General features: G+C 65.2%; 12 protein-coding genes. 9 read left to right on the top strand and 3 right to left on the bottom strand.

The genetic code is table 11. The annotated features are described in order from the left end of the window. Nucleotides 1–104 precede the first annotated feature (104 nt). On the top strand, nt 105–1,400 hold the full coding sequence (locus VFZ97_07185; GenBank protein HEX6393209.1) for a hypothetical protein: 1,296 nt from the start codon (nt 105–107) through the stop codon (nt 1,398–1,400). A 56-nt stretch (nt 1,401–1,456) separates the two neighbouring features. On the opposite strand, the gene ileS is transcribed toward VFZ97_07185, so the two are convergent. Together ileS and VFZ97_07175 are read right to left on the bottom strand one after the other, a co-directional pair. Next, nucleotides 1,457–4,657, bottom strand: coding sequence for an isoleucine--tRNA ligase (ileS, locus tag VFZ97_07180; GenBank protein HEX6393208.1), 3,201 nt, complete (start codon nt 4,655–4,657; stop codon nt 1,457–1,459). Nucleotides 4,658–4,707: 50 nt separating this feature from the next. Beyond that, a complete protein-coding gene (locus tag VFZ97_07175; GenBank protein HEX6393207.1) occupies nt 4,708–4,986 on the bottom strand; it encodes a hypothetical protein in 279 nt (92 codons plus the stop codon). Nucleotides 4,987–5,026: 40 nt separating this feature from the next. Between VFZ97_07175 and VFZ97_07170 the strand changes: the two genes are divergently transcribed. The 8 genes from VFZ97_07170 (at nt 5,027) to VFZ97_07135 (ending at nt 12,067) form a co-directional block, all read left to right on the top strand. After that, nucleotides 5,027–5,713 (top strand): TraR/DksA C4-type zinc finger protein, encoded by a 687-nt coding sequence (locus tag VFZ97_07170; GenBank protein HEX6393206.1) that lies wholly within the window; start codon nt 5,027–5,029, stop codon nt 5,711–5,713. A 35-nt stretch (nt 5,714–5,748) separates the two neighbouring features. Then, nucleotides 5,749–6,228 carry a signal peptidase II gene (locus tag VFZ97_07165; protein HEX6393205.1) on the top strand — a complete coding sequence of 160 codons (480 nt, stop codon included), beginning with the start codon at nt 5,749–5,751 and terminating at the stop codon, nt 6,226–6,228. Continuing rightward, nucleotides 6,221–7,183 (top strand): RluA family pseudouridine synthase, encoded by a 963-nt coding sequence (locus VFZ97_07160; GenBank protein ID HEX6393204.1) that lies wholly within the window; start codon nt 6,221–6,223, stop codon nt 7,181–7,183. Before VFZ97_07165 ends, VFZ97_07160 begins: the two co-directional genes overlap by 8 nt. A 52-nt stretch (nt 7,184–7,235) precedes the next feature. After that, entirely contained in the window at nt 7,236–8,414 is a 1,179-nt protein-coding gene (locus VFZ97_07155; protein ID HEX6393203.1) for a branched-chain amino acid ABC transporter substrate-binding protein, read from the top strand. A gap of 99 nt (nt 8,415–8,513) precedes the next feature. Then, the gene (locus VFZ97_07150; GenBank protein HEX6393202.1) at nt 8,514–9,437 is read left to right on the top strand and encodes a branched-chain amino acid ABC transporter permease; all 924 of its coding nucleotides are present in this window, start codon (nt 8,514–8,516) and stop codon (nt 9,435–9,437) included. Next, entirely contained in the window at nt 9,434–10,558 is a 1,125-nt protein-coding gene (locus tag VFZ97_07145; protein HEX6393201.1) for a hypothetical protein, read from the top strand. The genes VFZ97_07150 and VFZ97_07145 overlap by 4 nt, the downstream gene beginning before the upstream one ends. Next, entirely contained in the window at nt 10,555–11,373 is an 819-nt protein-coding gene (locus tag VFZ97_07140) for an ABC transporter ATP-binding protein (protein ID HEX6393200.1), read from the top strand. Before VFZ97_07145 ends, VFZ97_07140 begins: the two co-directional genes overlap by 4 nt. After that, on the top strand, nt 11,360–12,067 hold the full coding sequence (locus VFZ97_07135; protein HEX6393199.1) for an ABC transporter ATP-binding protein: 708 nt from the start codon (nt 11,360–11,362) through the stop codon (nt 12,065–12,067). The genes VFZ97_07140 and VFZ97_07135 overlap by 14 nt, the downstream gene beginning before the upstream one ends. Here VFZ97_07135 and VFZ97_07130 read toward each other — a convergent pair. After that, complete coding sequence (locus VFZ97_07130; GenBank protein HEX6393198.1) at nt 12,049–12,687, bottom strand: precorrin-8X methylmutase; 639 nt, start codon at nt 12,685–12,687, stop codon at nt 12,049–12,051. The genes VFZ97_07135 and VFZ97_07130 overlap by 19 nt on opposite strands. Nucleotides 12,688–12,745 lie beyond the last annotated feature (58 nt).

Raw genomic sequence — 12,745 nt, 5'->3', positions numbered from 1 at the left:
TGCCGGAGCCGGAGCAGGATCCGGCCGGATGCTGGCGAATCGATTCTGGTGTCGCGTCTCGGGCGGAGCGATCCAACTAGGGTGCGAGACGTTTCGAATGGGCTGTGGAAGGTGATCTTGTGTTGCTGTTGGTGACCGTCGCGCTGGTGTTTGCCGGCCTGGTTCTATTGATCGTCGGGTTCGTGCAGGACTCGCTGAGCCTGATCTACCTGTCGATCGCATGCGCGGCCGTCGCGGGGATCGCGCTCATCGTCTTCAGCCGCCTGAGCCGCCGGCGGGCGGTGCGGCTGGCGATTGAAGGGGTTCCTGCCGCTGCGGCCCCGCCGTTGCTCGCCCGCTCCCGCGCCGACGAGGGGATGGATCTCCGGCCTCGCCCGGCACCCGAACGGCAGCCCGCGCCGTCGTACGGAGTTGCAGAAGAGCCGGCGCTCACCCCTGGAGGCGCTGCGTTCCCCGGGGAGTACGAATTCGAAGAAGAGGAAGTGGAGGTGCTCGAGCCCACAAGGCCGCAGCCGGTGCAAACGGCTCCGGTGTTCGGCAGGGAGCCGCTACCCGAGTTCGCCCACGCAGGCGCTCAGGACGCTGCGGGGCAGGGTCATTGGGAGGAGCCAGGCGAGTGGGAGGAAGAGTGGGGCGACGAAGTCGTCTTCCCGATCGAGGACTACGACGACCTTCGAGTCGCCGAGATTCTTCCGCTGCTACCGCAGTTGGAGGGCGACGAACTCGAGGACGTGCGCGATAGAGAGGTCAACACCAAGGCTCGCGCAACCATTGTCGCCAAGATCGACGAGCTCCTCGGGCGCGAGCCACAGGCACCCGCAATGCCAGCCCCGGCCCGAGTTCCCGCAGCAGCTCCTGCTGCGCGGAGAGCCGCCGGCCCGACTGCGAAGAAGGCTGCTCCCAAGCCTGCGGCTGCGGGGGCCGGGTTAGCCGAAAAGCGGACTGCGGCGACGGGACGGGCGGCGGCATCCACAGCGGGTGGCGCCGCGAAGGCAACCGGGACAGGCGCAGGGGCGCGCTCAGCCGGTCGGGCACCGGTGACAACCGCGAAGAAGGCGGTGCAAGGCACCAAGGCCGCAGCGACCGGCAGGAGCGCGACCACCAACAAGGCGGCGGCGTCGAAGGCTGCTCCGTCCAAGGCGCCTGCATCAAGGACGGCTGCGTCCAAGGCGCCTGCATCAAGGACGGCTGCATCCAAGACGGCCGCATCCAAGACGGCCGCTTCTAAGGCTTCTACTTCAAAGGCCGTGGCTCCGAGGACCGCTGCCGGAAAGGCGACGCCTGCGAAGCAGCCTGCGAAGGCGACCAAGGCAGCCGCGGGCAAGACGACGGCCCAGCCCGCGAAGAAGGCGGCCAAGAAGGCGACGGGTCAGGCCGCATCGCAGCCTCGGAAGCGCTAACGCCAGGCCAGCGCCGAGCCACTACGTGAGGCGCTGTATTTCGGGTTCCGGCCGCCTCACGCGGCCGACCGCTTGATCCTGACCGACACCGAGGAACCGTCGGCCAAGGACGTCGCTGCCCACGCACCCGATGGGTCCTGGGAAGACACTGGCTCGGTCCCGAGCCACTGAATGTCGGTGGCGAGGATTTGCTCCGCGATCCATTCGCGGTGCGCGTCAAGAGAACGCCGGACCTGCTCGTCGCCGGCGAGCTCCAACGCGATGCGGTCGGTCACTTGCAGCCCGATATCCCGCCGGCCTTGCTGGACGAATCGGACAAGGTCGCGCGCCCTGCCCTCATCGAGCAGGTCGTCGTCCAACGTCGTATCGAGTGCAACGACACCTACGTTCCCGCCCAATGTTCTCGTAGTTGCTTCGTCGAGCGGGCGCACCCGGAGCTCGAACTCGCCCGGTTCGAGAACGCTTTCGCCCACTCTCGCCGTGCCGTCATCGAGAATCTCCCAGTCACCTCGCTTGGCGGCCGCGGCCGCGGCCTGGGTGGCCGGACCCAACCTCGGTGCGGCCACCGGAAACGCGACGCTGAGTGTTCGTGTGGCGAACCGGTCGGTGTCCTCGGTCAGCTCGACGTTCCTCACGTTCACTTCGTCAGCGATCAGATCGATATAGCCGCGAAGCTTTTCAGCTCCTGCCGCGGCGACGGTGAGCTGGGACAGGGGTAGTCGGGCGCGCAGGCCGTTGGCTTTGCGAATTGAGTGGCCGGCCGAGCAGATCTCCCGGACCCAGTCCATATCTGCGACGAGATCTGGGTCCGACGGCAACGCGGTCGGATCGGGCCAGTCCTCGAGGTGCACCGAACGTCCCCGGCTCTCGGCGCAGCCCGAGACCAGTCCGAGCCAGACGGCGTCGCTCACCAAAGGCAAGAGAGGCGCGGCGACGCGGCAGAGAACTTCGAGGACGGTGCCGAGCGTGTCGAATGCGTCGTCGGTCGCCGATCCCTCGGCGCCGGTTCCCCAAAACCGATCACGGCTCCGGCGGATGTACCAGTTGGTCAGAGCATCCAAGAATGCTTCGATCGAGTCACACGCGCCGGAAAGGTCGTAGGCGTCGAGCTCTGCGGTTACGTCTTCTACGAGTTGCCGAAGTTTGGCAAGCACGTAGCGGTCGAGCGTTCCGGGCGCGTCCGTCCGCCCCAGAGTTGCCGACCTCCCATCGGCGTTGGCGTACAGCGCGAAGAAGTACCACGCGTTCCAGAAAGGAAGCAGAGCCGCCCGTACTGCGTCCGTTATCCCCTTTTCATCAGTAATCAGGTTCCCGCCGCGCAACACGGGGGACGACATCAAGAACCACCGCATCGCGTCGGCGCCGTGAACCTCGAACATGGCTTCGGGGTCCGGGTAGTTGCGAAGCCGCTTGGACATCTTCTGGCCGTCTTCTCCGAGGACGATGCCGTGGGCCAGGCAACGCTTGAACGCGGGCCGGTCAAAGAGGGCGACCGCAAGGACGTGCAGCGTGTAGAACCAGCCGCGGGTTTGGCCGATGTACTCGACGATGAAGTCGCCTGGGAAGTGAGCATCGAACCAGTCACGGTTCTCGAACGGGTAGTGGACCTGGGCGAACGGCATCGAGCCCGACTCGAACCAGCAGTCGAGGACATCGGTGACTCTCCGCATCGACGAGCGACCGGTAGGGTCATCCGGGTTGGGACGGGTGAGCTGATCTATGCGGGGCCTGTGCAGGTCGGTCGGCCTGACGCCGAAGTCCCGCTCGATCTCGTCCAGGCTGCCGTACACGTCGAGGCGGGGGTAGTTGGGATCGTCGCTCTTCCAGACCGGAATGGGCGATCCCCAGAACCGATTTCTCGAGATCGACCAGTCACGCGCGTTGGCGAGCCATTTGCCGAATGACCCATCGCGCACGTGCTCGGGTATCCACTGGATCTCCTGGTTGCGCGCGAGCAGCCGGTCCTTGATCGCGGTGACCTTTACGAACCACGAGCTCACCGCCCTGTAGATGAGGGGGTTCTCGGTTCTCCAGCAGTGGGGGTAGGCGTGAACGATCGAGTCCTGCCGGATCAGTGAACCCGTGTCCCGGAGAGCCCTGATGATCGGCTGGTTGGCGTCGAAGACCTGGAGTCCGGCGAAGTCGGTCACCTCGCCGGTGAAAAGAGCACGGTCGTCGACCGGGCACACCACCGGGATCCCAGCTTCGGCACAGACGATCTGGTCGTCCTCTCCGAAGCCCGGGGCCATGTGGACGATCCCGGTGCCCTCGTCCGTGGTCACAAAGCCGGCTCCGAGAACGACGAAAGCATTTTCGGTCCCTGCAAAGTACGGAAAGAGCGGTTCGTAGCTTCGGCCGATCAGGTCCGCGCCTCGTACGGTCCCGACTCGCTCGGCACCCGCGAGATCCTTCTCGAAGGTCCCTACAACGTCAGCTCCGAGAGAAAAAGAGGTGCCTTCGCGCCGGTACACCGCGTACTCCACGTCCGGGCCGACCGCCAATGCAAGGTTGGACGGCAGCGTCCAGGGTGTGGTCGTCCAAACCCACAAGTCGACCGGTCCGGATATTTCCGGCAATGCCGACGGGTCCGGTTGAAGTTTGAAGGCCACGGTGACAGCCGGGTCCTGACGGTCCCGGTAGGCGTCATCGACGCGCGTCTCGGAGTTGGAAAGAGGAGTTTCGCAGATCCAGCAGTAGGGGAGGACCCGGTAATCCTCGTAGAGGAGATCCTTGTCCCACAGCTGCTTGAACGCCCACATGACGCTTTCCATGTAGGACGTGTCCATCGTCTTGTAGTCGTTGCGGAAATCGACCCAGCGAGCCTGGCGGGTGACGTAACGCTCCCACTCCTGCGTATACCGGAGGACCGACGCCTTGCAGTAGCTGTTGAAGCGGGCAATGCCGTACTCGGCGATGGGGCCGCGGCCCCACACTCCCAGTTCCTTCTGTGCTTCGGTCTCCGCAGGCAGACCATGGCAGTCCCAACCGAAACGGCGCTCGACCTTCTGGCCAACCATGGTTCGGTATCGGGGAACGACGTCCTTGACGTAACCGGTCAGCAAGTGGCCGTAATGCGGCAGCCCGTTCGCGAATGGTGGACCGTCGTAGAACACGAACTCGTTGCTGTCGGGGCGTTGTTCGACGGAGCGCCGAAACGTGTCCTCTCCCTCCCAGGTCTCGAGAATCTCAGTCTCGATCTTCGGAAACCGGGGGGATGCTGGGACGTCCGGGTACTTCGGTCGGGGGCCTCCGGGCATCCCAACAATCTACGGCCCGAGCGCGGACGTGATCCCGGCGTTTCCCCGGTTCATCTACCGGGGCGTGATAGGGTGCCCCCTCCCGCGCGGGTAGAACTCGAACTCTGCGGAGTCGAAATGCCATTGAAGAAGCCAGCCAAAGCAGCCAGCAAGGCGCCGGCGAAGTCCACGGGCAGGGCACGTAGCTCGCCATCGAGCCAGGCGCGGACCCAGCCGGCGCAGTCGAGAACCCAGCCGGCGCAGTCGAGAACCCAGCCGGCGAAGGCCCAGTCAAGGACCCAGCCAACGAAAGCCCAGCCGAGAACCCAGCAGGCGAAGAGCCCCTCCAAGTCTCAACCAGCAAAGTCGCAGTCGAGGACGCAATCACCAGTGAAATCCCAGTCAAAGGCCCCAGCGGCGCAATCCAAGGCCCAGCCGAGGGCCCAGTCGAAGGCCCAGCCGGCGAAGGCGAAGCCCCAGCAGGCGCAGGTGAAGGCCCAGCCGGCGAAGGTGAAGGCGACCTCACAGCCGGCAAGGTCCCACGCCCCGGCGCCCAAGTCGTTACCGTCGAAGACCCAACCGGCTAAGGCAAAGGCCGCCACCAAGTCAGCCCCTTCGAAGTCGGCAGCCGCGAAGGCGCCGGCGGCGCCCACGGCCGGTACACACAAGGCACCAGCAAAGGTCGCCGCCAAACCTAGAGCCGACCGGATTGCATTCTTCGAGAAGCAGCGCCAGCTGCTGCTCGAAGAAAAGGACCAGTACATACGCTCGGCCGAGGCGCTCAAAGCCCAGGCGGACTCCCTTGCCCTGGAACACGAACCGGGCGATGTCCAGTTCGACGAAGAAGGCGGCGAGGGCGGCACCTCCAACATCGATCGGGAATTGGATCTGGTCCTTTCGGCCCAGGCCCGTTCGGCGGCGGCAGAGATAGATCGAGCCCTGGCCAAGATCGAGGCGGGCACCTACGGGTTCTGCGAGCAGTGCGGCGATCCCATTCCCGACGCCCGCCTCCAGGCACTCCCATACGCCGCGCTGTGCGTCTCTTGCAAGAGCGGCGGGCTCTCCGCTCGGCGGTAGCCGTTCCATCAGCTCTGGCGGTTCGCGGCGTTGCCGTGCCCGTGATTGCTGCCGCGGTCACCGCCGCCGACCAGGTGAGCAAAACCTGGGCTCTGCACCACGCCAATTCACCTCGTCACGTCATCTGGACGCTCTGGTTCGACTTGACGTTCAACAGAGGGGCGGCCTTCGGGCTGGGTCGTGGCGTCACCCCTCTGGTCGAGATCGGGGTGTTCGCCGTCGTCGCAGGGCTGGTCCTATTCGGCAGGCGGGCCGCCTGGGGGACCGGTTGGCCGGTGACGATCGCGTTAGGCCTGATCCTCGGCGGCGCAGCCGGAAACCTCGGCGATCGGTTCTTCCGTCACATTCCGGCCCACCCCGGGGCGGTGATCGATTTCATTGCCGCGGCTCGGGTCGGCCAACACGATTGGTGGCCAGTGTTCAACGTGGCCGACTCGTCGATCGTCGTCGGGGTCGTGATGATCGTGGCCTTCTACGCGTTGGACCGCCGTCCCAAGGTGGAGACCAATGGATGAACCGGCTGAGGTGTGCTTCGAGGTTCCGTCTGCGCTTGACGACGAACGCCTCGACAGGGCGCTGGCGCTTCTGACCGGTCTCAGCCGGCGGGTGGTCAACGACCTGATCGCTTCCGGGAGGGTCACGCTGCCAAGCGGTCAGCTCACGTCCCGCAACCGCAAGGTACGAGCAGGAGAGCGGCTTAGGTTGGTCGGACCGCTGCCGGATGAAGGGCCGTCTGCTCCTGGTGCCGAGGCATGGGTGGACGTTCCGGTTGTTTGGAACGACGAAGACGTGATCGTCGTCGACAAGCCCGCCGGCATGGTGGTGCACCCGGGGGCGGGAACTCGCACCGGCACCTTGGTTCACGGCCTGCTGGCCCGGTTCCCGGACTTGACGGCTGCCGGCGGTGAGCCCGACCGACCAGGCATCGTTCACCGCCTGGACAAGGGCACGTCGGGCCTGCTGGTTGTGGCGCACACTCCGACCGCCTTCAGATCCCTGTCCGCGCAGATGACGGCGCGTACGATCGGGCGCGAGTACATCGCGCTGGTCGCGGGGAACGTCGCGTCCGACGAGGGCCTGATCGACGCGCCTCTGGGTCGCTCCGATGTCGACCCCACCAGAATTCGCGTACAGGCTGGTGGGAGGTCCGCCCGCACCTTGTACATGGTCATTGAACGGTTCAGCGAACCAGCGCCGTCCACGCTGCTGAGCTGCCGTCTCGAGACCGGACGCACCCACCAGATCCGGGTTCACTTCGCGTCGATAGGTCACGCGCTCGTGGGCGACGACGGCTACGGATCGCGCAAACTGGGCAATTGGGCTCCCCTGCCTCAGGGGCGCCCGTTTCTGCACGCGACGAAACTGCAATTCGCCCATCCCCGAACGGGCGAATTGATGGTGTTCGAGTCCGAAGTTCCTGCTGACCTGTCCGGGGTGCTCCGGGGTATAAGACACAGCGGTCCGAGCTAGGTCTATTGTTGCGGGCTCGACAAAGCAGTTCGATCTTTCGGGAGGAAATCGAATGGCATTACGCGACCACCGGGCGGGGCTCAAGGCCGCCGCTCTGGTCTCGATCGCAACACTGGGAATCGCCGCTTGTAGCTCCAGCAGCAACAAGTCGACCACGGGGGGAACCTCGAGCGGCGGAGGGTCCGGGAAGACGGTGAAGATCGGCTTCTTCGGAGCCCTCACCGGAGCCGACGCTCAGCTGGGCATCAACATCCGCAACGGCGAGCAGCTCGCGATCAGCCAGTACGACGCTACCAACCCATCGGTGAAAGTTACGCTTGACCCCTTTGACAGCCAGGGCGATCCAGCGCAGGCCAACAACGGTGCGACCAAACTGATCAACGACAAGGTCGTCGCGGTAATCGGTCCGGCGTTCTCGGGCGAGTCGGGAGTAGCCAACCCGATCTTCGAGCAGGCCGGCATACCGAACATCAGTGCCTCGGCGACCAAGGTGACCTTGGCTCAAAACGGTTGGAAGTACTACCACCGTGTCGTTGCCGACGACGCCGCCCAGGGAGCCGGCGACGCCGACTACTTGGTCAAGTCGCTCGGTGCCAAGAAGGTTGCGGTTATCGACGACGCCAGCTCCTACGGGCAAGGCCTTGGAGACTCGGTGAGAAGCAACGTGGCAACGGCCGGGGGCACCGTGGTCCTCAACGACCACATCGATCCGAAGGCCGCTGACTACGGAGCGACCGTGAACAAGATCGTCGCGGCGAAGCCCGATGCCGTGTTCTTCGGCGGCTACTACGACGCAGCCGGCCGTTTGATCAACCAGCTGAAAGCCAAGGCGTACGCCGGAAGCTTCATGTCTGGAGACGGTTCCGAGGACCAGAAGTTCGTGACCGATGCCGGAGGGGCACCGGCCGAGGGCGCGTACCTCTCCTGTGCCTGTGCCGACAGCACGAAGATCCCGGCAGCCCAGGCGTTCGACGCCGCATACCAGGCTCAGATCGGTTCGGCACCCGAGATCTACTCGGCTGAGGCCTACGACGCGACCAACGCGGTGCTCCAGGCCATCAAGTCGGGAGCGACTACCCCTTCCGCGATCAACACCTACTTGGCGACGATCGACTACACGGGCATCACCAAGACGATCAAGTTCCAGCCGAATGGCAACATCTTCGGAGGCACGATCTACGTGTACAAGGTAGAGAACGGCAAGATCGTCCAGACCGGAACCACGAGCTAGGAATCGACACGCTTGGCGGGGGGCTTCAAAACCCCCCGCCAACGATTCCCCTGCCAGGCAGCGAGGGCAGCGAGGAGAGGTTTGAACTTTCATAGCTTCGTGACGGAGTTCTGGCCGTCGACAGTTGACGGACTGGTGCTTGGGAGTATCTACGCCCTGTTCGCACTCGGGTACACCATGGTGTACGGGGTGCTGAAGCTGATCAACTTCGCCCACAGCGAAGTGTTCATGGTGGGCACGATGGCGATGCTCGGCGCGCTCAACCTGCTGGACATCCATTCGCAGGTCGGTGGAGGAAAGCTCGTTGGTGTTTTGCTGGTGTGTGTCCTCGTCGCGATGGCAGCGTCCGCCTTCACCGCGATCCTGCTGGAACGCCTCGCTTACCGCCCACTGCGGCGACGAGGCGCCAGCCGCCTTGCGGCACTGATCTCCGCCATCGGCGCCTCCTTCGTGCTGCAGGAGATCTTCGGCATTTGGTACACACGCGACGCGGTCGAACTGCCCAACCTCATGGGGCACGCAACGGTGTTCAAGATCGGATCTGCCGCGGTTACATCCGACGATCTCCTCGTCATCATCACCGGGGTCGTGATGATGATCGCCCTCGAACGACTCGTGGCGACGACCAAGTTCGGCCGAGGCATACGGGCCGTCGCCCAGGATCCCGAGACGTCGACGTTGATGGGAGTCAACCTCGACCGGGTCATCGTTTACACATTTCTCGTCGGCGGTCTGATGGCCGGCGTTGCTGCCACCCTTTACGGAGTTCACTACCACCAGACTCGCTACGACATCGGGCAGCTGCCGGGCATCAAGGCCTTCACCGCGGCCGTGCTCGGGGGCATAGGCAACCTTCGAGGGGCGCTGCTCGGAGGCCTGGTCATCGGGCTTCTCGAGTTTTACGGTTCGAGCCTTTTCGGATCGCAATGGGAAAACGTCGTCGTGTTCGTGGTGCTGGTCGTCGTTCTGCTCGTCCGTCCGAGCGGGTTGCTCGGCGAATCGCTGGCGAGGGCCCGCGCATGAGCATCGGGCATCGGATCACCGCGACGCAGGGCAGGCTCAATACCCGCGCCGGACGTACGTGGGCGAGCCTCTCCCTGCCGGCGAAGGTCGTCGTCGTCATCGCGTTCTACCTCGCAATCGCCTACTTCCTGCCCAGCGGACCGGTGTCGCGGATCATGGCACCTCAAAGCTCATGGCCGTTCGTGCTTTCGGGTGCGGTGACCATCTACATCCTGATGGCCCTCGGGCTCAACGTCGTCGTGGGTTATGCCGGCATGCTCGACCTCGGGTACGTGGGCTTCTATGCCGTCGGCGGGTACGTCGCCGCCATCCTGATGAAGAACCACGGATGGAACTTCTGGCCAGCGCTTCCCGTCGCGATCGTTGCTGCGGCGATCTCCGGACTGATTCTCGGGGCACCGACCTTGCGGCTCAGGGGCGACTATCTGGCCATCGTGACGCTCGGCTTCGGTCTCATCGTCGCGGTGGCTGCCAACAACCTGGTGAGCGTCGACGGTGGGCCTCAAGGCATCTCGCAGATCCCACACCCGCCGTCGGTGCCCCACGTCAAGCAGCTCACCTACGGTGTGCTGAGCGGGAAGCCGTACTTCTACCTGACTCTGGCAGTCCTGTTCGTTGTCGTGTTCTTTGTGCGCCGGCTCGAGCGAAGCCGTGTCGGTCGGGCATGGATGGCGATCCGGGAGGACGAGGACGTCGCCGAGCTGATGGGTGTGCCGACTTACAGATTCAGGTTATGGTCGTTCGCAATCGGCGCGTCCGTCGGCGGTACCGCTGGCGCTTTCTACATCTCCCAGGCGAACCACATCGATCCCACCGCCTTCAGCTACCAGATCTCGATCCTCGTACTCGTGGCCGTGATCCTCGGTGGCTCGGGAAACATGTTCGGCGTTGCGTTGGGCGCGTTCGTCGTCGAATGGCTGCCGGAGCGTTTTCGCCAGTTCGCCAACTACCGGATTCTCGCCTTCGGTGCCGCGCTGGTAGTGCTGATGATCTTCCGGCCGGAGGGCTTGTGGCCCTCCCGCCGCCGCAGCGCCGAGCTGCAAGAGGTCGGGACCGGAGGGGGGATGAGTGCACCGTTGGTTGCGCCTTCGTCCGAGCCCGCAGCTGAGGTGGAGGCGTGAGCGCGACCGCGCCGGTTGCGTCCGCGGACACACTTCTCGAGCTCGACGGCCTGACTGTCCGATTCGGGGGGGTCGACGCGATCCAGCAACTCGACCTGGTCGTGCACCGCGGCGAGATATTTGGCTTGATCGGGCCGAACGGGGCCGGCAAGACGTCGACGTTCAACATCATCACCGGCGTGTACCAGCCGACGAGGGGCGACGTCCGGTTCAGCGGCCGCAGGGTCGCAGGCTTGAAGCCGCACCGGATCACCCAGTTGGGTATTGCGAGGACGTTCCAGAACATCCGGCTCTTCCCGGAGATGTCCGCGATCGAAAACGTCATGGTCGGATGCGACGCCCGCCACCGCACGGGGATACCCGGTGCGGTGCTGAACCTGCCCCGGCACCGCCGAGAGGAACGGGACGGGAGGCTGCAGGCACGGGAGCTGCTCGAATTCGTAGGCATCGCCAGCTCCGAGCAGGAAGCCGCCCGCAACCTTTCCTACGGGGACCAGCGGCGCCTCGAGATAGCCCGGGCGCTCGGGACCGGTCCGGAGCTCCTGCTCCTGGACGAGCCCGCGGCCGGCATGAACCCTGCGGAGAAACAGGGGCTCGCCGCACTCGTCCGCAGGATCCGGGACACCGGCGTCACGGTCCTTCTGATCGAGCACGACATGACCGTCGTGATGAACCTCTGCGACCGGATCGCGGTCCTCGACTTCGGGCGCAAGATCGCCGAAGGTCTGCCTGCAGAGGTCCGCGAGACACCGGCCGTGATCGAGGCCTACCTCGGCCGGCCCGAAGACTCCGGGGACGGCCATGGCGCTTCTTGAAGTGGAGGGCATGCACGTCTTCTACGGCCAGGTAGAGGCGCTCAAAGGGGTCACCCTGTCGGTCGATCGCGGTGAGATCGTCGCGTTGATCGGGGCCAACGGAGCGGGCAAGACGACCACCCTGAAGGCGATCTCCGGAGTTCGCCCGGTCCGCAGAGGCGTCATCCGCTTCGACGGGAAGGACATCACCCACCTTCCCGGCTACAAGCGGGTGAAGCTCGGGCTGTGCCAAGCACCGGAAGGGCGCGGGATCTTTCCGGGGATGACCGTACGGGAAAACCTGGAAATGGGCGGGTACGACCGCAGCGACCCCCTCGACGACGACTTCGAAAGGGTGTACGGGCTCTTCCCGCGCCTCGCTGACCGCCGGGGCCAGATGGGTGGGACCCTGTCGGGAGGGGAGCAGCAGATGCTCGCGATCGGCAGGGCCCTCATGGCCAACCCCCAGGTGCTGTTGCTGGACGAGCCGTCGATGGGCCTGGCTCCAATGTTGGTGTCACAGATCTTCCGCATCCTTCGCGAGATCAACGAGCAGGGGACCACCGTCCTTGTTGTCGAGCAGAACGCGGTGCAGGCGCTGAGCCTCGCCAATCGTGCCTACGTGATCGAGCTCGGTGTGGTCACCCGCTCCGCGAACGCGAAGGAACTCCTCGACGACCCGTCTGTTCGGGCCGCCTACCTCGGCTCCGGCTGAGTCCAAGCCAAGCGCGCGAGCGCGTTCAGCACCGCAGCCGCGACAGCGCTTCCCCCGCGCTGCCCAACGTTGGTCACGGCGATGTCGCGCAGCGGTGACGCCCACAGAGCCTCTTTGCTCTCAGCGGCCCCGACATATCCAACGGGCAGACCCACGACAGCAGCGGGCGATACCTCGCCGGCGCGATGAAGCTCGAGCAGGCGGAACAAGGCGGTCGGGGCGTTCCCCACCGCCCACACCGCACCGGTCGGGTGCTCGCCCGCCGCCAAGCTGAAGGCTTCCGCCGACCGAGTCGACCCGTGCAGTCCGGCCCGGTTTGGCCGGCCTGGGGCCTGGTCCAGATAACAGCGAACCGAAACCCGGCTCGCTACGGGAGGAATTCCCGCCTCGACCATCCGAGAGTCGCACACCACCGCGGCTCCCAACCGGAGCGCGCCCACGGCCGCTTCGACGAATCGACCGCCGACGCGCGCCGTGTCAGAGAACGACTCGTCCGCCGTCGCATGCACCATCCTCTCCACCAGTTCACGCGCGCCGCCCGGCCACCGGGAGAAGTCCACGCGCGACCGCATGATGCGGTATGACTCCTGTTCGATGGGATGGATCTCGGAATCGGTCACGACCCGGACAGCGCGACAGGCCGGATGGCGTCGGTGGGGCACACTTCCACACACGCGA

The sequence above is a fragment of the Acidimicrobiales bacterium genome (assembly GCA_036378675.1).
Taxonomy (GTDB): Bacteria; Actinomycetota; Acidimicrobiia; order Acidimicrobiales; family Palsa-688; genus DASUWA01.
The sequence above is the reverse complement of the archived record's forward strand: the minus strand, read 5'-3'. Positions and strand labels throughout refer to the sequence as shown.

Bases quoted from the DNA above. Each gene is read 5' to 3' on its own strand.
- ileS (HEX6393208.1), bottom strand. From the start codon at position 4,657: ATGCCCGGAGGCCCCCGACCGAAGTACCCGGACGTCCCAGCATCCCCC.
- VFZ97_07160 (HEX6393204.1), top strand. From the start codon at position 6,221: ATGGATGAACCGGCTGAGGTGTGCTTCGAGGTTCCGTCTGCGCTTGAC.
- VFZ97_07155 (HEX6393203.1), top strand. From the start codon at position 7,236: ATGGCATTACGCGACCACCGGGCGGGGCTCAAGGCCGCCGCTCTGGTC.
- VFZ97_07135 (HEX6393199.1), top strand. From the start codon at position 11,360: ATGGCGCTTCTTGAAGTGGAGGGCATGCACGTCTTCTACGGCCAGGTA.
- VFZ97_07145 (HEX6393201.1), top strand. From the start codon at position 9,434: ATGAGCATCGGGCATCGGATCACCGCGACGCAGGGCAGGCTCAATACC.